The organism is Paenibacillus sp. JT31N7 (genome assembly GCF_059692095.1).
This window is the reverse complement of the sequence record NZ_JCAUAT010000002.1, coordinates 301,780-324,241: the sequence shown is the minus strand read 5'-3', so window position 1 is coordinate 324,241 and position 22,462 is coordinate 301,780. Positions and strand designations below refer to the sequence as shown.

Below are 22,462 nucleotides of genomic sequence, written 5' to 3'. Positions count from 1 at the left end.
CCGGCTCCTCCGCAAAGCCTTCATTGACAAGGCCGAATTCGAGAAACTGCAGAATGTGCGGCTCGTCATCGACGAGCAGGATTCGGATATCTTTTGCATTTTTTATGCGGAATCACCTCTCGGGGTCTTCTTTCTATTACCTATATACAGATTATCCGTCACGAAACTGAACGGAATCTGAATGAAGCCTGAGCCTCCGCTTAATCATGGGGCACCTGCCCGGGCTTTCAGCAAAATTCAGCCAGCCTTCAAGAAGAGTTCAGTCACAGCCCGCACAATACAAGCATGCCCGGTAATTAACCAAATGCGCTGCAAGAGGGTTCCGACAGATCGACAGGGTGGCGCAGGCTGACAATTGGCACACTGTAATCCGGAAACGAAAACGTATGGACTTCTGAATGAATGAATGAATTTCAGCTTACGCATCGGCTTTATAACAAGGAAAGCGAATAAAATAAAGAGCTATAAAAAAAGAACCTTCCCGTCCTCTTACCGGACGGAAGGTTCTTTAGTTTTGCCCGTTTACTGACGTGGCGGGAATTCCCCGGATAAACTGATGATATAATTCATCGCAAGATAGGGCTGCATGTTGTTATGCGGCTGGCTGCCGCCGGCAATGGGAAGAATGACCGGGTTCATCTGTACGCTCGGTGTGGCATCGTACAGATTCCGCTGCTTTTCCCGCCCGGGACGGCCTTCGGGGGGAGATTGGGCCCAGAAATTGTTGGCGGGACTCGTGTCGCTACCTACGGCATTTACCGATTGGGGAACGTGGGTGTGCGAAGGGATTTCCGTCGTGAGCAGAGTCTCGGTAGGCGATCCTGTCACTTGACCGACGACGCGGGGGGTTAAACCCTGTCCGGCACCCTGGTGCATCGGAGCTTTGCCCATCAAGTTCGGCAGGGCGAATGTGGTTTTGCCGTCTCCGCCGTACTGCGTGCCCAGAATGGAAAATAGAGCGGTGTTCTGTCTAACCTGCATGAGCTGCCCGTTGCAAAGCGCCCAATCCCTTGGGGCAAAATTACCTGCGAATATGCGGATTTCTCCTATGTAAGCATCAGCCATAAAATAATGCTCCTCTCTTTAGTTCCTCGAAGGATAAATGCCGACTAGGGCGATAGCGAAGCTAACGGCCAGATAAGGCTGCATGTTGTTGTGCGGCTGACTTTGTCCGGCAGCGGACAGGGCGCCGGGGTTCATCGAAACGGCAGCAGTGGAAGGGGCTTCGTACAGTGCCGTTTCCACGGCCCAAACGTTGCTTGCGGGTGAAACGGCGGAAGCGGCATTGCCGGAGGCGGCCACTTGATGTGTGTGAGCAGGCATCTCGTTGATAGTAAGCGTATGAGCCGCCTCTCCTGCGGACTGACCCAAAGGAGTGGTGGGGCCTACGTGAATCGGGACACGGCCGCGAAGATCGGGAAGCTTGAAGGTTGTGATGCCGTCTCCTCCGTAAACGGTACCGATAATAGAATAGAGAGCCTGGTTGTTGTTAATAGGCAGGGTTTGCCCCTCGCAATAAGCCCAGCCGCGCGGAGCGTAGCCGTTGGCAAACAACCGGATTTCCCCCACAAATGGTTCGGACATAGTTAGTTCCTCCTTTATATGATCAACTGTGTTTAGGATTGCGAAGGGAAGATTCCGTAAAGGGAGATGATGAATGTAACGGTAGCCGATGGCATCATATTGCTGTGCGGCTGATTGCCGCCGATGGGGGAAACGGTCTGCGGATTCATGGGTGTTGTAGTGCCGGAAGCCGCATAGTTCTGAGAGGTAGCGGCTGCCCACGTGGAATTGACCGGAGAGTCCGCCGTACCTGGATTTGATGTGGCAATAGGGACATGGGTGTGCTGGGGCAGCTGGGATTGGATAAGCGTCACGGCTTCGGAGCCGCCTTTTGATCCCCGGCTGTACGCCGGACTCGGATGAACCGGGACGCGGCCCTGTAAATCCGGCAGTCCGAACGTGGTTTGACCGTCTCCTCCGTAGGTTGTGCCAAGCAGAGCATAAAGAGCTTCATTCTCCGCAATACTCAAAATTTGACCGTTGCACAGCGCCCATCCTTGCGGCGGGAAATTGCCTCCGAACATCCGTATTTCACCTAAATAAGCTTCACTCATGAGCCGTCACCTCTTTACAAGTTTCGTGAGTCCATTCCATAGCCAGATACATGTCGTTCTGTCCCGCAGTTTGAAACCCCAGCCGTTCATACAGGGCAAGCGCTCTGTTCGTTCTAAGAACGGAAAGATGAAGCGGCAGGTTTTGTTCGCGGGCTTCTTCCATAAAGGTTTGAAGCAGCTTTGTACCGAGTCCTTGATTTTGGAATTGCGGGAGGAGGGTGATATCCACAATTCTTATGCAGCGGAGCGTCCGATGGATAAGAATTCTTCCGGCCCGTTGACCGTCCTGGCAGATTATGAACGACTCCGCTCCGGGATATTGCTGCCGGTAAGAGCCGGTCTGGGCGCTGTACTGCATGTGAAGAAAAGACCGCAGGGCGGTTTCGTCCCATCCCCAAGCCTGTACTTCCGTCATCCTGGAGCTGCAATAAAGCTCGAACAGAAACGGCTGGTCATCCGGCTCGGACAATTTTTTTAACACGGGCGACCTCCCTCGTAAGGAGTAAGAACTATTTTCCATTTCAGAATACCACAAGGTTTCTCCAAAATATATACATTTTGTGACATGCAATAGGCTGTTTGTCTTTATTTTTTTGGTGAGTTTTTCTTCATTTTCAATTAAAATGTAATTAAGTCACAAAATAAAGGCTTGTATTCCGGTGGTCTTATGGGGGGATGAAAATTACTAGCGTCTTTAAACATCCAGATGACATACATTCAGTCACCAATTATAAATCGTTATAGGAGGTTCACATGAGGGAGCTGGGTAAAACGGGATTTTGGGGCCGCTTTCTGCGGATAGCCCTGGTGTTCCTGCTTGTTGCCGGTACAGGCGGAGCGGGAAGCTGGATAGGGAGAGCGGAAGCGGCGGGCACGTGGGATAATGTTCCTAACGGAGCGGGAACGGATTTAAACCAAATTGCTTACGGAAATGGAAAATGGGTGGCCGTCGGTAACTTAGGAACGATTATGACGTCGTCCGACGGGCTAAGCTGGAGCAAGACAACCATTGCTCTTCCATCGGCGGTAGGGGTAACCTATGCCGGAAACCAGTGGATTGTTACGGGAGCGGGCGGTAAAATCGCGACCTCGCCCGATGCCGCAACCTGGACGGTTCGCACGACGGGAGCAGCTGCCAATCTCAGTGGGGTTGCATATAACGGCACCGTATCGGTCATCGCAGGATATAACGGGGTTCTCCTGAGCTCTACGGACGGCATCGCTTGGACCGCCAGAACTTCGGGAACTGCGGCCAATTTTTACAGCGTTACGTATGGAGGCGGTTTGTTCGCTGCGGTTGGGAGTGCCGGCACGATACGAACTTCTCCCGACGGGATCACCTGGACGACGCGTTCGGGCGGTACGGTTGACTTGATGGGCATTACTTACGGAGCCGGCCAATTCGTTGCCGGCGGGTTAAATCAAAGGGCGCTTACTTCCTCCGATGGGACCACCTGGACGCCTAGAACGGTCCCCGTGGCCGGAATGAACTTATACGGCATTGCTTATGGCGCGAACAAGTTTGTGGCCGTAGGCGATACAGGAGGAGGACCCGGAGCGATAGCATCCTCTCCCGACGGCATTACATGGAGTGCGGAGAAAACGGGACTCGGCGATTTTTTAAACCATGTGGGATTTGCAGGCGGAAGGTTTGTCAGCGTAGGGGGAAACGCGCTTATGCTGACGCAGTATAACACGTTGTCTACGAACGCCAATCTGATCAATTTAACGTTAAGCGCTGGAACGTTAAATCCTCTGTTTGCATCCGGGACAACCGGTTATACGGCCGATGTGTCATACGGCACGGCGAACATTAATGTGACCCCGACGGTTGCCGACGGTACGGCGACGGTTAAAGTGAACGGCAGCACAGTTGCCAGCGGCAGCCCGTCGCCCATATCGCTGAATGTGGGTGGGAATACGGTCAGTGTCGAAGTCACCGCACAGGACGGCACGACGAAGAAAACCTACACAGTGTCAGTTACCCGTGCAGCAGCTTCGAGCAACGCGGACTTGAGTAATTTGACGTTGAGCGCGGGAACGCTCAACCCGTCTTTCGCTTCCGGTACGACGAGCTACACGGCCAGTGTGGCTAACAATGTGACGAGCGTCGACGTAACGCCGACCCTTGCGGACGGTACGGCAACGGTTAAAGTGAACGGCAATGCGGCCGTCAGCGGCAGCCCGACACCCGTATCGCTGAGTGTGGGTTCCAATACCATCACCGTTCTGGTAACGGCACAGGACGGCACGACTGAGAAAACCTACACGGTCACGGTAACGCGTGCGGCATCCAATAATGCCGACTTGAACGGCTTAACGCTTAGCGCCGGTTCTCTTAGTCCGGCCTTCGCTTCCAGTACGACGCTCTACACGGCCAATGTGGCTAACAGCGTAGCGAACATCAATGTGACGCCAACTCTTGCGGATAGCACGGCAGCGGTCAAAGTGAACGGCAACGCGGCCGTGAGCGGCAATCCGTCATCCGTACCGCTGAATGTGGGCTCCAATACCGTTACCGTTCTGGTAACCGCGCAGGACGGCACGACACAGAAAAGCTACACGATCACGGTAACGCGTGCGGCATCCAACAATGCCGACTTGAACGGCTTAACGTTAAGCGCCGGTTCACTTAGTCCGGCCTTCGCATCCGGTACGACGAGCTACACGGCCAATGTGGCAGACAACGTAGCGAGCATCGACGTAACGCCGACCCTTGCGAACGGCACGGCAACGGTCAAAGTGAACGGCAGTGCGGCCGTGAGCGGAAGCCCAGCGTCCGTACCGCTCAATGTGGGCGCCAACACCATCACTGTTCTGGTAACCGCACAGGATGGAACTACGCAGAAGAGCTACACGATCACGGTAACGCGGGCGGCGCCGTTATCCGGCAATGCCGATTTAAGCGATTTAGCACTGAGAGGGGCTGCATTGACCCCCGGATTTGCGTCCGGTACGATTACGTATACGGCGAATGTCGCCTACGGAGTCTCTACGCTGGACGTAACGCCTAAAGTGGCAGATGCGAACGCGACGGTGACAGTGAACGGCAAGTCTGTCACGAGCGGGAGTGCATCTTCCGTATCGCTGAATGTCGGAGCCAATACAGTTACGGTTCTCGTTACGGCAGAGAATGGTGCGACGAAGACTTATACGGTTAAGGTAACCAGGGCGGCGGGCTCCCATAACGCCGATCTGAGCGGAATCACGCTGAGTGGAGGCGCATTCTTAACTCCCCGTTTTGCAGCGGATATCACGAATTATACGGTGAACGTTCTGAACAGCGTTTCCGGTCTGGACGTCACACCGGTGGTGGCGGACGGCACGGCGACGCTGCAAGTTAACGGCGCATCGGCCGTCAGCGGCAGCCCGGTTCCCGTCTCGTTGAACGTGGGGATCAATACGGTTACACTACTCGTCACCGCACAGGACGGTACGCCTAAGACGTATACGTTGACGATAAACCGGGCACCATCCGACAACGCGCTCTTGAACAACTTAACGCTAAGTGCGGGCACGTTAAGCCCCGTTTTTGCTTCAGGCACTACAAGCTATACGGCGCAAGTGGCAACCGGCGTATCAAGCATTGATATGACGCCGGTAGTCGCGGACGGCACGGCAACCCTGACCGTGAATGGTCAATCGGTGCCAAGCGGCACGGCGGCTCCGGTATCGCTCAACATCGGCGACAACACGGTCACCGTTGTAGTGACGGCGCAGAACGGAACGACTAGCGAGACATACACGGTGACGGTAAAGCGCGCAGCACCGCTATCGGGCAATGCGGATCTAAGCTCGCTGGCGCTGAGCGCAGGTACGCTCAATCCGGCTTTTGCGGCGGGGACCACGGCCTATACGGCAAGTGTAGCCAACGCTGTGAGCACGGTTGACGTTACACCTGCGGCGGCGGACAGCACGGCTTCCGTCAAGGTGGACGGAACCCCTGTGACGAGCGGCAGCGCTTCTGCCGTCTCCTTGAACGTGGGTTCCAATACGGTGAAAGTCCAGGTGACGGCGCAGGACGGGACCGTCAAAACCTACACGGTAACGATCACCCGCGCCGCATCCGGCAACGCGGATTTAAGCGGCATCTCGCTAAGCGAGGGGACATTGACGCCTGCATTTGATCCGGCACAGCTTAGCTACACGGCGGCTGTACCGAACGGTTCGGGGGGAATAGACATAACGGCCGTGACATCGGACGGGGCCGCTTCAATCACTGTGAACGGAGATGCCGTTACCAGCGGAACCCCTAAACCGGTTGCGCTGAATGTGGGCGATAACCCGATCACGATTGTCGTTAAAGCGGAAAACAACACGCTTAAAACGTACACCGTGACGGTCACCCGCGCAGCTTCAAGCAACGCGGATCTCAGCGCTCTGACGCTGAGCGAAGGAACGCTGACACCTGCCTTCGCCGCAGGAACGAGATTGTACACGGCTACCGTGGCATCGGATGTGTACGATCTGGATCTTACCGCACAGTTTGCGGACCTTACCGCGACGATGACCATCGGCGGAAATCCCGCTGCGAGCGGGCAAACCGTCAATATCCCGTTGAACACGGGGGCCAATCCGGTCACGATCGTTGTGACGGCGCAGGACGGAACGACGAAAACCTATACGGTCACGATCAACCGGCAAGCGCCGCCTTCGAGCAACGCGCTGTTAAGCGGCTTGACGATCAGTTCCGGCACGCTTAGTCCGGTTTTTGCCGGAACGCAGACCAGTTATACGGCGGATATCACCCACGATATAGCCGAAGTTACGGTAACACCGACGGCTGCCGACAGCACGGCATCCGTATCGGTTAACGGACACGCCCTGACTGCCGGAAGCTCTGAAATCGTTCCGGTTACAACGGGAACCAACACCATTACCATCGAGGTTACGGCTCAGGACGGAACGAAAAATAGCTACGTGATCCTCGTAACCCGGGCCGTTCCTCCGTCCGGCAATGCGGACCTCAGCGGTCTGGCCGTAAGCGCCGGTTCGCTGACACCGGCATTTACTCCGGCGGTGACGGCATACACGGCTTCCGTGAAAAATTCCGTGGCGGAAGTCACGATAACGCCGACGGCTGCGGATTCCGCTGCTTCCGTATCGGTTAACGGAGTTTCCGTACCGGCCGGCAGCGGCCGTCAGATCCCGCTGAGCGTGGGTGCCAATCCGGTTACGGTTGTCGTTACGGCACAGAACGGGACAGCCAAAACCTACACCGTCACGTTTACACGCGAAAGCAGCGGTGGCGGCGGTGGAGGTGGAGGCGGCTCGACGGAGCGCGCGATCGACGGGCGCATCGAGGTCGTTTCCTCCTCGGGAGAGGTGCTTAACGAGTCCTTCACCAAGCTAATCGGAGATAATTTGACGATGCTTGCGGACATTTACAGCACCGACGGCGCTACGCTTTTGAAGCAAAACGTAAGCGTCCATACTTCAGGAAAGTTTACGCTGTACTCGCTTTCCGCCGGAACTTATAAAATGACTCTTTCCTTAACCGCTCCTAACGGTGAGAAGCTCGCCGGAACGGCAGGAACGGTGACAGTAAGCTCGGATACGGCCGTGTTCCGGACGCAAAAAATCGATCCGTTCGGGACGGTTCGCGACTCGGTCACGGGTGCCGCTCTTGCGGGAGTCAAGGTAAGTCTGTATTGGGCCGATACGGAAAAAAACCGTTCCAAGGGAAGAGCGGCGGGAACGCCGGTTTCTTTACCTGAGCTTGTGAAGATGCTTCCGGGGCAAAACGTGAATGGTCAGACGACTTCAGGTGACGGCCGGTTCGGCTGGCTCGTTTATCCCGAAGGGTCCTACTACATCATCGCCGAAAAAGCCGGTTACGAAAGCTACGACAGCAGAAATGGCGGCAACAGCGGAATTATTCATACGGATTTTACAGCGTTCAAAACCGATATTAGCCTGAAGCCTCTGGCGCAGGCATATCACGAGCACAAGCCTTACATGGAAGGCTACCCGGACGGGACTTTCCAGCCGGGCAAGGGGATTTCACGGGCGGAGCTGGCAGCCATACTGGCCAGACTTTTCGCGAATGAAACTTCCGCCGCTCCGCAAAATCCGTTTGCCGATGTGTCGGCCTCGCACTGGGCTTCCAAATACGTGTCGGCCGCATTCGACAGCAAGCTTATGGACGGATACCCGGACGGCAAGTTTTATCCGGACCGCATCCTGACGCGTGCCGAAATGGCCACGATTCTCGTGAAGCTGAGACAGCTTCCGGGCGTGCAGGGAGCTTCCGCCTTCACAGACCTGCAAGGTCACTGGGCCGCCGAAAATATCCGGAAAGCCGAGAAAGCCGGGCTTCTCACGGGATTCGAAGACGGTACGTTCAGACCGGATCAGGCGCTTACGCGGGCGCAGGCGGTCGTCATTTTCAACAAGCTCCTCGACCGGAATCCGGATAGTGTTCCTGCTGGAACTCCGCAGGCATGGTCCGATGTCCCTTCCGGCTTCTGGGGATATAAAGACGTGATGGAGGCGTCCATCTACCATGAGTACAAGAAAGTGAACGGCCGGGAAGTATGGAAATAACGACCCGAAAATAAAACCTCAGCCGGACAAAGCCGGAGGTTTAACCGCATCTTATGGATAAGATGCGGTTTTTTTATGTCAATGAAAGTTTGCCGGTTTCTCCCGTACTTACAGACTTTCGAAGAAGATTGGAGGTTATGCCGTGTGCATGTTTAATGACGGTGCGTTATCATATAGAAGATAGCAGAAGCTCAAACTAAAAGTAGGGGATTACCGGATGCAGAAAAAGATTTTGATCGTGGAAGACGATATCCATATTTCCAACATCATTAAAATGAATCTCAACATCGTGAACTATGCGACGGCAGAAGTCTACGACGGTTTATCCGCGCTGGATGCGGTAAAACAAGAAAAGTTCGATCTCATCCTGCTGGATGTCATGATCCCTAAGCTGGACGGATTTGCGTTGATGGAAAAAATTCAGTCTTGCGGAATCCCGGTTATTTTTCTGACGGCGAAAAATTCGGTGTACGACAAAGTCAACGGACTGAGGCTGGGGGCCGACGACTACATGGTCAAACCGTTCGAAGCCATCGAGCTGCTGGCCCGGATCGAGACCGTATTGCGCAGATACGGCAAAGAAGAACGCGTGATGGAGTTTCAGAACCTTCAAGCGGACTTGAACAAAAGAGAAGTGACCCTGCAAGGCGAACCCGTCGAGCTGACGCCGAAGGAGTACGAGCTGCTGATCGTGCTGCTGAGGAATAAGAACATCGCCCTAACGAGGGAACAGTTCATTGATAAAATATGGGGGAGCGACTATTACGGGGAAACCAGAACCGTCGATATGCATATCAAATCGCTGCGCAAGAAGCTTCACCTGCAGGATCACATTAAGACCATCTACAAAATCGGTTACCGGCTGGAGGATTAACCGATGAAATTTTGGCAAAAAATTTATTTGTTCTCGATTCTGGTCTTCGTCTTCATCTTTAATGCGGCATCCGTTATGGTCATCGAGCGGAGCCACGGCAAAATGCTGGATCAGGAAATCAACGGGGCGTTAAGCCAGAACATGAGCATTCATTCCAGCGTCGATGCCATTGTTCCGATTCTTCGTATTTACGATTCCATCGATTATGAAAAAACGGTATTAACGAACATGGCCAATGAATTTGCGGCGAAGAATAGCGATCAGCGCATTTATTTGGAAATCTTGGACGATACGAACCGGGTCATTTTCAGCAACAACGATTTCAAGATGCCGGAGCACCGCGAGGAACTGGACAAGCTGGACATGGATGAAATCCATTATATTTTACGGGATATCGACAATCGCACCCTGCTATTTACATCGAACCATACCGAAATCAATCACAAGAACTATGTGTTCACCTACACGAAAGACGTGACTCCCTTATACCAGGATCGCATGGATCAATACGGTTTTTTCATCAAAGTGGACATCGCCGCCTGTTTGCTCTACATGCTCATCATGTTTTTCGTGAGCAAAGGATTGACGAAACCGATTGATCGTCTAAACCGGACGGCCAGGGTTATCGCACAGGGCGGCTTTTCGGAACGTGTCCGCTTAAAATCGAAGGATGAAATAGGCGTTCTGGCACAAAATTTTAATGAGATGGCCTCGGCTGTTGAAGATAAAATAAATGATCTGAAGCGGCATAATGAAGAAAAACAAAGGTTCATCGATAATTTTACACATGAATTAAAAACGCCGTTGACGTCGATTATCGGGTATGCCAACTTCTTGAGGACAACCAAATACAACGAAGCGCTGTACTTGGACGGATTGAACGTGATTTATTCGGAAGGCAAACGCCTGGAGTCGCTTTCGTTGAAGCTGATGGATCTGATTGTTCTACAGGAGGATCATTTCCATATGGAGGAGCATGATCTGGGAACCGTCGTTGCCGAAATCGAGCCTGTGCTGGTGATGATGGCCAAGGAACACCGGGTTACGATCGTCACCGATTTGGAGGAAGGGAAGCTGCGGCTGGAAAAGGATTTGATTAAAATTTTGATTTTTAATCTGGTAGACAATGCGCTGAAAGCCTCCGGTGAACAACAGAGCATTACGATCCGTACATACTGGCGGGACAGCCGCTTCATTTTTGAAGTGATGGACCAAGGCATCGGGATTGCCGAAGAGCATCGGGACAAAATTTTCGAACCGTTCTATATGGCGGATAAAGCCAGAACGAGAAACAGCCATGGAGCGGGCCTGGGCCTCGCGATTTGTCAAAGCATAGCCGGTATTCATCATGCCGTGATCGAAGTGAACAGCCGGGAAAATGAGGGCACGACAATCGGAGTCATTTTCGAGCGGACAAATCCGGAAGGCGGGATGAATCCATGAACAAGCTCATCATGCTTATTCTATGCGCCTTATTTCTGGTTTTGACGACAGGGTGCGAAGGATTGTTCAACACGGTCAAGAAAGACACAGTCCTGGTAAAAAAGATTTCGCAAGAGCATAAAATGAGCGAAGTGAAATACGAAGGCGTTCTTGCTCAGGATACGGTGAAGACACTCAGCCTCAATGCGGTAAACAAAACCTATAACGAAAAGCTGAAGTTGGAAGAAGCCCGATTCGAACTGATGGCGGTGGACCGGAAGAAGCTTGAAGACCTGCTGAACAAGACGGAGTACGGAGTCAGACCGATGCTGGATAAGAATCGGAAGTTAAAGATCGATTCCGAGACGGAATTGAATAATGTCCCGGGCGGTTTATTTTATGTAACCCTGACCCGTGCGGCCGATCCCGGTGAAGTGTATGAACTTGTTCTGAACGCGAGAGACGGCGAGGTACTGAAAGTTTCCAATGACATCTCAAAGCCGGCCCCTCTTGAAAAGGAACCGAGCGTAATTCAGGACGGGGGGATCGAGATCGCTAACCGTTTTATTGAGGAAAAGGGAGCTTATGCCTTATCCGATCTGATTCCGGAAGAGAAAACAGCCCGGCAGGGCGTCGTTGCGGAAGTGTATTACAAGAACAAGGAAACTGAATCGTTAGCCTACAGTGTCAGGGTTAATCTCAGAACGAATCAAGTGATCGGATTCAGCAAGGACATTATGGCCATACTCGGTTATTTTTCGGATTCATAGACTAGCATAAAAAGCCGGCTGCATCTGCAGCCGGCTTTTTTGTGCTGCCTTTTTTGTCATTTTTACAAGTTCTATATAAGTCCATCTAACTTATCCTATAATCGCGAACTACACTGATGGAGTGCCGCCCGGGAGTGTGGGAGAACGTCAGAGAAAATGGGAGTAAAGAGAGAGCATGAAAAGGAGCAGCAGGAAACAACTTCAGTCCCGCCGAGCGATATGGATGAGCATAATCGTGTTAACGGGAATGGTCTGGTCGCTATATAAGCTGTCCGCGTCCCTGACTTTAGCGAGTGCAAGCATACCTTCGACGGAGTTGGCCGTCTCGCCCGGCAAAAATCAGGCAGCGCTGCAAAATGGGACAAGCCGCTATAAAATCGTGATCGATCCGGGACATGGGGGCAAGGATCCCGGCGCTGCGGGAGTGAGCGGTAAGCAGGAGAAAGCGTACACGCTCGCGCTTTCTAAAAAGGTGTTCGATCTGCTCCGGCAGGATCCGGCATTTGAGGTGGTTATGACACGTACGGATGACACCTTCGTCGAACTGGGGGGGCGCGCCCAAATCGCGAATGAGCTTGGTGCGGACGCATTCATCTCCATTCATGGGAACACCTACAAGGACCCCGATGTATCCGGCACCGAAACGTTTTATTATACGGACGATAGTTCTGCGCTCGCACACAAGGTTCATGAGCAGCTGCTAAAAACGACCGGATTCAAGGACCGCGGTGTTAAAAAGGAAGGCTGGCAGGTACTGAGAGACAGTAAACATCCGGCTGTACTTCTGGAAGTCGGGTATCTAACGAACCCGGATAACGAAACGGATATGCTGGATGAAGCCCGCCAGATTCGAACGGCCCAAGCCATTGCGAGTGGAATCAAGAAATATTTCACGGAGTTTTAACTTCGTATACAAAAGAAGGGAAGGATTTCAATGAGAAAAATTTCGTTCATTTTAATCGCCGTCATCCTTATGATTTCGGCCTCGGCCTGCAGCAGCCGTACGGACAATGGAGAAGCGGCCGGAACCCAGAACGGGGATAAGACAACGGAAAGTCCAGGCGGGGGAAAGACGGAAGGAAACAAACCGGACGGTGGCCCCAAAACGATCGTGTTTTCCACGTTTTTTCCGGATGATTTCTTTAAGGAAGCCAAAAAGCGGTATGAAGCGAAACATCCGAATATCACAATCGAGCTGAAATATGTGGAGACTGACGATACACATGGAGAAGAGAATATTGAAAAATTTATAAAAACGACGAATACCGCCCTATTATCCGGGAAAGGTCCCGATTTGATCGAAATGGATTTACTGCACATCGGAAATTATGTGAATAAAAAATTGTTGGCCAATATAAGCGAAATGATGGATAAAGATCCAAGCTTTAAGAGAGAGCAGTATTTCACGAACATATTGGACAACGTCAAGTTAAACGGCGGGATTTACGGGATGCCTTTGAATTTCATTGTCTACGCATTCATCGGGAATGAAACGGCGATAGAGAAAAGCGGAGTGAAAATCGACGATAAGAACTGGAATTGGAGCCAATTTGCCGACGTGGCTAAAGAGTTGATGAAAGACGGGAATCAGAAGAATAAATCCGCGTTATATAGTATGCCGGAGTCTCTGTTGAATGTGAGGGTTAAGGAGCAGTATGCCGCGTTTGTGGATCCGGTGAATAAAAAGGCGAATTTCGAGACGGCTGCTTTTACCGGGCTCATGAAGCAGGTGAAATCCCTTTTCGATGACCAAATCGCCACAGACAAGCCGATTCCGGCTTTGTTCAGAAGTGAATCGATCGTTTCACCGGAATATTATATCCGCGATTTGAAGCAGAGCGAATATTTATCGAAAGGGTATGAGTTTACATCCAAGCTTTACGCCAAACCGCACGCGGAAGAACAGAAAGCCGGAGGCTATTTCCAGACGTATAAAACCATCGGGATTAACGAAAAGTCTTCCGTGAAAGAGGAAGCATGGGATTTCCTTAAATTTATGTTGTCCGATGAGGTTCAAGAAGGGCCGGACCATGCCGGGTTTCCGATGAATAAATCCGTTTACGAGAAGCGAGTGAAGGAGCTGCTGAAAGTAGGGAAAGTGAAATCCGATCAGGAAATGGGTGTTTTGAAGGACAAAGTGTTCGATATTACGGCCAAGGATATTCAAGATTTGGACCGGTTCCTTTCCGAAGCGATTTATCCCGTCGAATTTAAGCCTTCCAAGATCGAACAAATTATCATGGAAGAGGCCAAATCCTATTTCAAAGGGCAGAAATCAGCCGAAGCCGTGGCGAAGTTAATTCAAAACAGAGTGACAACTTTCCTGAATGAATAGTCAGGGTTCGAGGTGATGACATGGCGGACAAGCTTTATCGGGGCAACCCGTTTAAACGAAGGGGCAAGAATTGGATAGTCGTTCTTCTTTTCTTGGGGCCGAGTTTAACGGGGTTTGCGATTTTTTATCTGATTCCGTTTGCCATGGGGTTCTTCTACTCTTTTCAGGACAAGACGCTTGACGGCTCTTTTGTCGGTTTCGAAAATTATAAGGAATTGCTGGCGAGCGGATCTTTCCGCAATGCGGCAGCCAACACCTTTCTTTTTACCTTTGTAAGCGTGCCGCTGATCCTTGTCCTGTCCTTGATAGCTGCTCTCTTGCTGAATCAGAAACTGTTTATCCGAAATTGGCTGCAGACGGCTTTTGTTTTGCCGCTGGTGGTACCCGCAGCCTCTGTCGTTATGATTTGGCAAATTTTATTCGACTGGAACGGTTCTGTGAACGCGTGGATGCAGAGCCTGCATTTGGAGCGGATCGATTGGATGAAATCGGACTGGTCTGTGGGGGTACTGGCTGTCGTATACAGCTGGAGAAATATCGGATATAACATCATTTTATTTTTGGCGGGTCTCCAGAGTATACCGAAGGACTATTACGAAACGGCGGATATCGAAGGCGCCGGAACATTCCGCAAGACCATTCATATTACGCTCGTGTATCTGACTCCGACGATGTTTTTGGTCGTTCTGATGTCCATTATCAATTCCTTCAAGATTTTCCGGGAAACGTATCTGATTGCGGGCGATTATCCGTACGACCGGATTTATATGCTGCAGCAATATATGAACAACATGTTTCTGTCCCTGGATATTCAGAAGCTGACGGCCGCGGCAAGTTTAATGGTAGGCTGCATTCTCATTCTGGTGACCCTCATGCTTTTCATAGAACGGCGCTTTAGACAGTTCATGGATTAGATGCAAGGACGGTGGTACTGTTGACTTTATTCCGGAAGGTCTCGCTGACGCTCGTGATGGGGGTTATCGCGGCGATGATGCTGTTTCCCATTGGAGTCACCTTTGTAAACTCGCTTATGACGGAGGGTGAAATCGCCCATAATTATGATCTCATCGGCAAAATGTCCGATACCGCGGCAGGAGATAAAGAAGGCTTTGTCAACCTGAAGCTGATTCCGGACTGGCTGTCGTTTCATCAATATATGGAAGTACTGGTGTATAAGCCGGTGTTTCTCCAAATGTTCTGGAACTCCGCAGGGTTGGTCGCGCCTATTATCGCCGGGCAAGCTCTGGTCGCCTCTATGGCCGGTTACGCTTTTGCCAAGCTCCGGTTTTGGGGGCGGGATAAGTTGTTTGTCGTGTACCTCATGACGATGCTGATGCCATTTCAAGTTACCCTCGTTCCCAATTACATGATGGCTCAGAAGCTTGGACTTCTGAACACGGCATCCGCCATTATTTTGCCGGGAATCTTCAGCGCTTTCGGGGTTTTTATGCTCAGACAATTCATGCTGCATATTCCGAATTCCTATATCGAAGCCGCCCAAATGGATGGAGCGGGGCATTTGAGGATTTTTTACAAAATTATTCTTCCGCTCATTCAACCTGGAATCGCCGGGCTGATTGTTCTGCTGTTTGTCGATAACTGGAATATGGTCGAACAGCCGCTTATTTTTCTGGAGGATTCGTTCAAGCAGCCGTTATCTTTATATTTGTCACGTATCAACGAAGGAGCCAGGGGCGTCGCATTTGCCGCTTCCGTGCTGTATATGACTCCTATGGTGCTGCTGTTTTTACATGCAGAGTCGCACTTTATCGAGGGAATTCAGTTATCGGGAATTAAAGGATAGCCGGCACCTGCCAATCAAAAGCTCCTTCTGAAATGTATAGAGGTGGTCCTAATGGAATTGCTGCAAGCCGGGCAGGCGAAAGACAGACGCAAAAGAAAGATTCGCCTCATTTCGGGTTTATTTATCGGTCTTCTGGTGATATTTACGCTGCTCAGCAACACGTTCATGGCTCTGACTATTCCCAAGGTAGCGGTTGTAGTACCGAGCCGGGGCCAGCTTGTTCATACGTTCAAAGGCAGCGGCGTAATCAAGTGGAAGGCCGAAACCGCCTTAACGAACAGCACGGGGTGGAAAGTAAAAAAGGTAGAGGTGAAGGAAGGGGACCGCGTCAAGAAAGGACAGACGCTGGTGACTTACGACAGCGAAGATGCGGAGCAGAGTATCCTGGACGAGCAAGCCGGTCTTAGCAAGCTCAAGCTTACTATGGAAGAGCTGCAGAGCCATTTTATTGAAGCTTCGCAGAACGGAGAAGAGAAGAGTATTGAGGACGCCAAGCGTGCCATGGAGATTCATAAACTCGATCTGGAAGTCCAGCAGCGGAAAATACAAAATCTACAGGAAAAGTTGAAAAAGAATGCCAAGTTGACGGCTCCGTTCAAGGGAATCGTCACGAAGGTAAACGCCAAGGAGGGGCTTTCTTCCGAAAATGGACAATTTGATGTCCGCTTAGCCGACGAAAGCCTCGGATTTGAATTTGAGCTGGCAGTCCCTGTCGATACCGCGGCCACGCTGAAAGTAGGAGACAAACTGGATGTTGAGGTGGGTGACGCTGCTGCCGGACAAGCCGAAGGCCAAATTTCGGACATACACGAGCCGGATATGCCGGATAAAAGTAAGGCGGACGATAGCAGCGCCGGTGAGGTCGGTCATACGGCCCTGAGTTCGCCAATGAAGCGTCTTCTGGTGACGCTGCAGCATGCCGGTTTGAAGGAAGGCGACCGTGTCCGGGTGGAGCTGAACAGAGCGACAGATCCCGATACGCTGTTGGTAGACAATAAAGCCATTCACGAAGATAGCACCGGAAAATACGTCTTTACAATCGAAGAAAGAAACGGCCCGCTTGGCAACACCTTTTATATCCGCAGAACATCCATCACGGTCACTGACTCGGACGATAAAGTATCGACGGTCACCCAAGGCCTATTCGAACAGCAGCAAATCGTAGTCGAGAGCAGCGAGCCTTTGCAGGATGGCGATAAGGTGCGGATGCAATAAGGACGGATGAGGTTGAGATTCGAAAGTGCCGAATAAGCGTAAACGCAAACGCAACGTTAGCGGAGAGAGGCCTGTATGGCCTCTCTCTTTTTATGGGGGAATAAACAATGGAAGCGATTAGAATTTAATTAACCGTTGTATAATACTCATATATAAACATTAAAAACATACTATTGTCTTTTATGACGTCATAAATTATAATTGTGATGTACTAATTGGCCATCAAATACGAAATCACCCTATATTTCACCTTACAAAGGAGGAGTTAGCTTGTCACAGGCAGCAGGAATTAAAGGAATCGGGATTAGCGGAATGGGGAGAATCGGGCGTCTTGTCGTCCGGAAAATGTTTTCGGATAAAGGACAGACTTCTCCGCTCAAGGCGATCAATACCATTTATCCCGCGGAAACGCTGGCTCACCTTTTGAAATACGATTCGGTCCACGGAAGATGGAACGCGGATGTCACCATCGCCGACGGGTGCCTGGTCATTAACGGACAGTCCATCCGGCTGACGTACGAAAGAGAACCGGAGAACATTTTGTGGGGGCAGATGGGAATCGATCTCGTCATTGACGCTACCGGTAAATTCAACGACCGTCAGGGCTCTCTGAGACATCTGGCTGCCGGAGCTTCCCGTGTTCTCATTACCGCGCCCGGCAAGCAGATGGATTTTACCGTTGTGATGGGCGTCAACGAACACCTTTATGATCCTGCGCGGCATACCCTTGTATCCGCCGCTTCCTGCACGACGAACTGTGTAGCGCCCGTGCTTCATATTCTGGATCAGGCGTTCGGCGTACAGAGCGGGTGGATGAGCACGGTGCATTCCTATACGTCGGATCAGAAGCACCTGGACAATCCGCACAACGATTTGCGCAGAGCGCGGGCGTGCACGGAGTCGATCGTTCCTACCACGACGGGTGTGGGTAAAGCGCTTACAGATGTCCTGCCTCACTTGGCGGCGCATGTTCAAGGCGTTTCGCTCCGCGTGCCGACTCAGGACGTTTCTCTGGTGGATTTAACCGTGAAGGTGTCCCGCACGGCTTCTCTGGAAGATGTGAAGTCCGCTTTCCGCAAAGCGGCGGAAGGTGCCATGTCCCCGTATGTCGCCTACTCCGATGAACCGCTCGTGTCCGTCGATTATGTGGGCTGCCCGAACTCGGCTGTCGTGGACGGTCTCTCCCTGATGGCGATGGGCGATCAGATCAAAGTGCTGGCCTGGTACGACAACGAATGGGCTTACGCCTGCCGTGTCGTGGAACTGGCGGGTCTTATGCAGGAGAAAGCCAACGCCCTGCCGTCCCGCGATACCGAGGTCAGCGGCATGTTGGCCTAACTTCCGATGCTCGGTATGGTATACTAAAAAACAGAAAATAAAATGTCCAAAGTTCCCCAAAGGCGGGAACTTTTTCTTTTGCAGGGAGTCTGTTTGTTCAGATAAGAAAGGGGGGAGCGCGTGGACGACGAGTATTTGAAGTACGTGTCCGACCTTCATCCGTCCGATTTAAGAACCTTAATGGAACAGCACGGGGAAGATGTATGGAATTATGCGTATTTTTTAACGAAAAAACGGGATCTCGCCGACGACATCGCGCAGGATGTGTTTGTAAAAGCGTTCCGCAGCGTCGGTTCCTTCCGGGGCGAATGCAGCGTGAAAACCTGGCTGCTGAAAATTACCCGGAATACCGCGTATTCGTACCGGAGAAAAGCTTTTTTTCGACGGGTAATTCTGGCCGATTACGTCCGGGGAGAAAGCCCGTCCGCCGAAAGCGAATTTCTCGAACGCCATTTGGCCGATGAGGCATGGAAAATCGTGCTGGAGCTTCCCGCCCCCTACAGGGAGGTGCTGGTGCTGCAATCGATGCACGGGATGACGGTAGCGGAAATGGCGGCCGCTCTGGGAATTTCGGAAGGGACGGTAAAGTCCCGCATTCATAGAGCGCGCCGGAAAGCGGCTCAACTAGCGAAAGGAGGATTCCGGTATGAAGAGAACGGAAATTGAGACGGCCCCGTTTGAGCTTTCGGAGAAACCCTTTAACAAGCCGATGTTCGGAACGGAGTCGATGGATGCCGTGGAACGGAAGGTATGGAACGGGGGCGGTCCAGAAGCGGGCAGGCCCGCAAAAAGACGCAAGCGGCTCTATCTGGGGGGAACGGCACTGACTGCCTTGCTCGTTTGTTGTGCCATTCTGTTTATGGGGCCTCTCGGGGATAAAGCGAACGGAACGATCCGGGACTTAACGACACCCCTGTACCCCCAGCGTGTAGAAGCGAAAGAAGGTTTGATGCTGGTAGACGATTATTCGATGAGCATGGTCGGCCAGAAAATGGAATACTACAGCGGCGGTTACGGGAGGTTAGTCGTCGATCCCCGGTTTAAGACGGTACAGCAGTTCCGCCGCGGAGATGTGCTGTATTACCGGCTGCCGGCCATTCCCGAGTTTACGCCCAATCCCCAAATCAGCGGGTCGGATTCTCAAACAGCCCGTGTGATCGGGCTGCCGGGGGAGAAGATTAAGATCGAGAAAGGCCGGGTTTACGTGAACGGGAAGAAGCTGGATACGTTCTACGGACAGGCGAGGTTTGCTGGGCTTGACGAAGCCGCATACTTCAAGAACACGGAAGCATCGGGCAGAAAGGATGCCTGTCCTCCGGACTGTGTGAAAGACACCAAAAACTATTTCAACACGAGTATGCCGGAGACGGAAGTGCCGGAAGGGTCCCTCTTCGTCTTGGGAGATTTCTGGGCACGGAGCCATGACAGCCGGGAGTTCGGGGCCTTGGCGCAGGGGAACATTCAGGGGAAAGTGCTCGGATACGACGAAGCGGGAACGCGCAGTCCGAGCCAAACCTTCGGTTCAGGGAATATGTGGTTTACCGGAATTCCGGGTAAAATCGGCTTCCTGAGCGGTAAAATTTTTACCTTTAGCCCTAACAAAATCGTCTGGCATTTCTGGGGCGCCCGGGAAGAGTTCGAAGGCAAAAATTTGCGGATCGAAGGCATTCATACGAGTGACGGCGTTAAAAAACCGGTGCTGCTGCAGGAAGACGGCAGTGTCATATGGGAGTATAAGTGGGGACCGGGCTACGGCCCGTTACACGGGGCGGATGCGAGCCTGCCCTCGCTTATTAAGCTGGACGAAAGCGGACAGTGGCGCCTCGATTTTTATTTGGGCGGGAAATTTTTCGCAAGTATGTATGTTAACGCCGAATAACTGGCATGCAGGGCAAGTAAGGAAGCACCGGCAGGATAAGGGTAGGAGCGGCGCTGCCTGCGTTAAATGGGCTTTCGGAATCGATGCCTTGGAGGAGAAAGGGAGAAACGGAATAAGCTGATCAAGATGAACAAGGTGAACAAGATGAACAAGATGAACAAGATGAACAAGATGAACAAGATGAACAAGATGAAAGCTGAATAAGATGAACAAGGTGAACAAGATGAACAAGATGAAATGAACAAGATGAAATGAACAAGATGAACAGACAGCTCGCGTCGGTTCAGGAGATCACAGAGAGCGCAGCAGGTATAAATGATGAAACCGAAAAACGGTAAATGACAGTGTCAGAACTGTCTGCCGATATCATTCGCTTAAACTCGACCTGCTATGGTCGGGCAACAAAAACAGGGAAGGAGCTGGCGGCCGCATGGTGCCGGAGCTTCTTTCTTTCTTTGCTCAGCGGCAAGAAAAGCTGGCACACTCCCGCGGCAGCGGTTACCATAGATATAACTATCCAAGACGTTGGCGACAAGGAGGGGCTTCACGCTATGAACAAAACCGACCGCATGCTGGCCATCATTTTGCGGCTTCAGCGCAAGGGCATGCAGCGCGCGGAAGATCTCGCCGCGGTCTTCGAAACGAGCGTGCGCACGATCTACCGCGACATGCAGGCGCTCTGCGAAGCGGGAGTCCCGGTCGTCGGGGCACCGGGACAAGGGTACTCGCTCGTCGAAGGCTACTTCCTGCCGCCGGTCAGCTTCACGGCGGAAGAAGCCGTCACCCTGCTGCTCGGCATCGAATTTGTCGAGCAGCAGTTCGACGAGGCTTCCCGCGCTCAGGCGGATGCCGCGCGGGCGAAGCTCGAGGCCGTGCTCCCGGAGCGGGTGCGCCGGGAGTCCCAGAGGCATCGCGAGGGCATGAAGCTCCTCGCGAACATGGAAGGCGCAGCCGCCCGAAGCGGGGCGGCTGCGCTGGCTCTGCTGCGCGGCGCGGTGCTGCAGGAGCGCACGGTGCGCTTCGCATACGCGGCGAAGGATGCGGCGATGCCGGGAGGGGAGCGGCTGACGGTGCGCGAAGCCGATCCTTACGGGCTGGTCTACGTGAACAGCTCGTGGATGCTGATCGCCTTCTGCCGGCTGCGTCAGGAAATCCGGCATTTCCGGCTGTCCCGGATCAGCGAGCTTGCGCTCTTGGACACTACCTTCGAGAAGCCGGAAGAGTTCGACCTCCGGTCGTACAAGCCGGCGGATGACCGGCACGGGGAGGTCCGTCTGCTTTTTCGCAAGGAGCTTGCGGGCCGGGTCAAAGAAATGAACTACTATTATATAGAAGAAACGCAACATGTGGAGCAGGGCCTGCTCGTCACATTAAAGGTCAGAGCGCCCGAGGAAATCCTCCATTGGGTATTGAGCTGGGGGGCGGGTGTTGAAGTATTGGAGCCCGAATCGCTGCGCGTCCGGCTGCGTGAAGAAATTCGGCACATGGCAAAACGCTACTGACATACTGTTGTCAGCAGCGCTCCTTTATACTGAGTACAACTTCACTTTAAAGGAGAGAACGACCCATGGAAACGAATCAGAACCAGAACCAGAACCAGAACCAGAACATCAACACGCTCGACACTCTGAACCGCTTCGAACAATTGGTTGAAACCTATATTCAAGAACTGGAGAATTACAGTCTGGAAGAGCTGACCCGCAAGCCCGATGAAGATCAGTGGTCGCTGGGACAAATGTATGTGCATTTGATCAAGTCGGCTTTATACCGGCATCTTCCCATTATAGAAGCCTGCCGTACTTCGTCCGGTACGGACGAGGCTGCCGGGAAAACGGAGAGTGGCGCAGAAGCTCTCGCATGCGGCAGCTATCCGCCGATCCGGATTCAAGTTCCGCCGTCCAAAGAATATACGCCGCTTCAGCCGGAAAGCAAAGAGCAGCTCGCCGATGGTCTTCGTGAGGTTATCCGTGCTATGCGAGCCATCCAGCCATCGCTGGCCGATATTCCGGCCGCCAATACGGTGGGGCACCCGGGCTTCGGCGGATTGAACGCGGTGGAATGGTTCTCGCTGGTGGAGATGCATTACCGCCACCATCTGCTCCAGAAGGAGCGCTTGGACGCCTTTTTGCAGGAGAAAAAAGAAGCTTCCGGAGCCTAATATC

18 protein-coding genes and 1 pseudogene are annotated in these 22,462 nt (G+C 52.4%); 14 read left to right on the top strand and 5 right to left on the bottom strand.

The genetic code is table 11. The annotated features are described in order from the left end of the window. Window positions 1–13: 13 nt before the first annotated feature. From AC58P5_RS11755 to AC58P5_RS11735, 5 genes and pseudogenes are all read right to left on the bottom strand, one after another. Window positions 14–106, bottom strand: a pseudogene (locus AC58P5_RS11755) (DNA-binding response regulator); the annotation flags it as partial. Between the two features lie 416 nt (window positions 107–522). Further along, window positions 523–1,065 carry a phage tail protein gene (locus AC58P5_RS11750; RefSeq protein ID WP_497386606.1) on the bottom strand — a complete coding sequence of 181 codons (543 nt, stop codon included), beginning with the start codon at window positions 1,063–1,065 and terminating at the stop codon, window positions 523–525. Window positions 1,066–1,083: 18 nt separating this feature from the next. After that, window positions 1,084–1,584 carry a phage tail protein gene (locus AC58P5_RS11745; RefSeq protein WP_497386604.1) on the bottom strand — a complete coding sequence of 167 codons (501 nt, stop codon included), beginning with the start codon at window positions 1,582–1,584 and terminating at the stop codon, window positions 1,084–1,086. Window positions 1,585–1,616: 32 nt separating this feature from the next. After that, window positions 1,617–2,117 carry a phage tail protein gene (locus tag AC58P5_RS11740; RefSeq protein WP_497386602.1) on the bottom strand — a complete coding sequence of 167 codons (501 nt, stop codon included), beginning with the start codon at window positions 2,115–2,117 and terminating at the stop codon, window positions 1,617–1,619. Then, window positions 2,110–2,598, bottom strand: coding sequence for a GNAT family N-acetyltransferase (locus AC58P5_RS11735; RefSeq protein ID WP_497386600.1), 489 nt, complete (start codon window positions 2,596–2,598; stop codon window positions 2,110–2,112). The genes AC58P5_RS11740 and AC58P5_RS11735 overlap by 8 nt, the downstream gene beginning before the upstream one ends. Window positions 2,599–2,870: 272 nt before the next feature. On the opposite strand from AC58P5_RS11735, the gene AC58P5_RS11730 reads away from it, so the two are divergent. The 14 genes from AC58P5_RS11730 (at window position 2,871) to AC58P5_RS11665 (ending at window position 22,458) form a co-directional block, all read left to right on the top strand. Next, a complete protein-coding gene (locus AC58P5_RS11730; protein ID WP_497386598.1) occupies window positions 2,871–8,663 on the top strand; it encodes a cadherin-like beta sandwich domain-containing protein in 5,793 nt (1,930 codons plus the stop codon). 217 nt (window positions 8,664–8,880) lie between these two features. Beyond that, complete coding sequence (locus AC58P5_RS11725) at window positions 8,881–9,537, top strand: response regulator transcription factor (protein WP_497386596.1); 657 nt, start codon at window positions 8,881–8,883, stop codon at window positions 9,535–9,537. Window positions 9,538–9,540: 3 nt separating this feature from the next. Beyond that, window positions 9,541–10,980: a sensor histidine kinase gene (locus AC58P5_RS11720; protein ID WP_497386594.1), complete on the top strand. Its 1,440-nt coding sequence runs from the start codon at window positions 9,541–9,543 to the stop codon at window positions 10,978–10,980. Further along, window positions 10,977–11,729 carry a hypothetical protein gene (locus AC58P5_RS11715; protein ID WP_497386592.1) on the top strand — a complete coding sequence of 251 codons (753 nt, stop codon included), beginning with the start codon at window positions 10,977–10,979 and terminating at the stop codon, window positions 11,727–11,729. The genes AC58P5_RS11720 and AC58P5_RS11715 overlap by 4 nt, the downstream gene beginning before the upstream one ends. Window positions 11,730–11,952: 223 nt before the next feature. Next, window positions 11,953–12,633, top strand: coding sequence for an N-acetylmuramoyl-L-alanine amidase family protein (locus AC58P5_RS11710; protein ID WP_497386590.1), 681 nt, complete (start codon window positions 11,953–11,955; stop codon window positions 12,631–12,633). A gap of 30 nt (window positions 12,634–12,663) precedes the next feature. Continuing rightward, window positions 12,664–14,064: an ABC transporter substrate-binding protein gene (locus tag AC58P5_RS11705; RefSeq protein WP_497386588.1), complete on the top strand. Its 1,401-nt coding sequence runs from the start codon at window positions 12,664–12,666 to the stop codon at window positions 14,062–14,064. A gap of 20 nt (window positions 14,065–14,084) precedes the next feature. Continuing rightward, on the top strand, window positions 14,085–14,978 hold the full coding sequence (locus AC58P5_RS11700; protein ID WP_497386586.1) for a carbohydrate ABC transporter permease: 894 nt from the start codon (window positions 14,085–14,087) through the stop codon (window positions 14,976–14,978). Between the two features lie 20 nt (window positions 14,979–14,998). Further along, complete coding sequence (locus AC58P5_RS11695; protein ID WP_497386584.1) at window positions 14,999–15,868, top strand: carbohydrate ABC transporter permease; 870 nt, start codon at window positions 14,999–15,001, stop codon at window positions 15,866–15,868. Between the two features lie 51 nt (window positions 15,869–15,919). Beyond that, entirely contained in the window at window positions 15,920–17,083 is a 1,164-nt protein-coding gene (locus tag AC58P5_RS11690) for an efflux RND transporter periplasmic adaptor subunit (protein ID WP_497386582.1), read from the top strand. A 270-nt stretch (window positions 17,084–17,353) separates the two neighbouring features. Next, complete coding sequence (gene gap / locus AC58P5_RS11685) at window positions 17,354–18,421, top strand: type I glyceraldehyde-3-phosphate dehydrogenase (protein ID WP_497386580.1); 1,068 nt, start codon at window positions 17,354–17,356, stop codon at window positions 18,419–18,421. Between the two features lie 120 nt (window positions 18,422–18,541). After that, window positions 18,542–19,087 carry an RNA polymerase sigma factor gene (locus AC58P5_RS11680; protein ID WP_497386578.1) on the top strand — a complete coding sequence of 182 codons (546 nt, stop codon included), beginning with the start codon at window positions 18,542–18,544 and terminating at the stop codon, window positions 19,085–19,087. Beyond that, window positions 19,068–20,300 carry a signal peptidase I gene (gene lepB / locus AC58P5_RS11675; RefSeq protein ID WP_497386576.1) on the top strand — a complete coding sequence of 411 codons (1,233 nt, stop codon included), beginning with the start codon at window positions 19,068–19,070 and terminating at the stop codon, window positions 20,298–20,300. The genes AC58P5_RS11680 and lepB overlap by 20 nt, the downstream gene beginning before the upstream one ends. Window positions 20,301–20,851: 551 nt before the next feature. Then, a complete protein-coding gene (locus AC58P5_RS11670) occupies window positions 20,852–21,802 on the top strand; it encodes a helix-turn-helix transcriptional regulator (RefSeq protein ID WP_497386574.1) in 951 nt (316 codons plus the stop codon). 65 nt (window positions 21,803–21,867) lie between these two features. Continuing rightward, window positions 21,868–22,458 carry a DinB family protein gene (locus AC58P5_RS11665; protein WP_497386572.1) on the top strand — a complete coding sequence of 197 codons (591 nt, stop codon included), beginning with the start codon at window positions 21,868–21,870 and terminating at the stop codon, window positions 22,456–22,458. Window positions 22,459–22,462 lie beyond the last annotated feature (4 nt).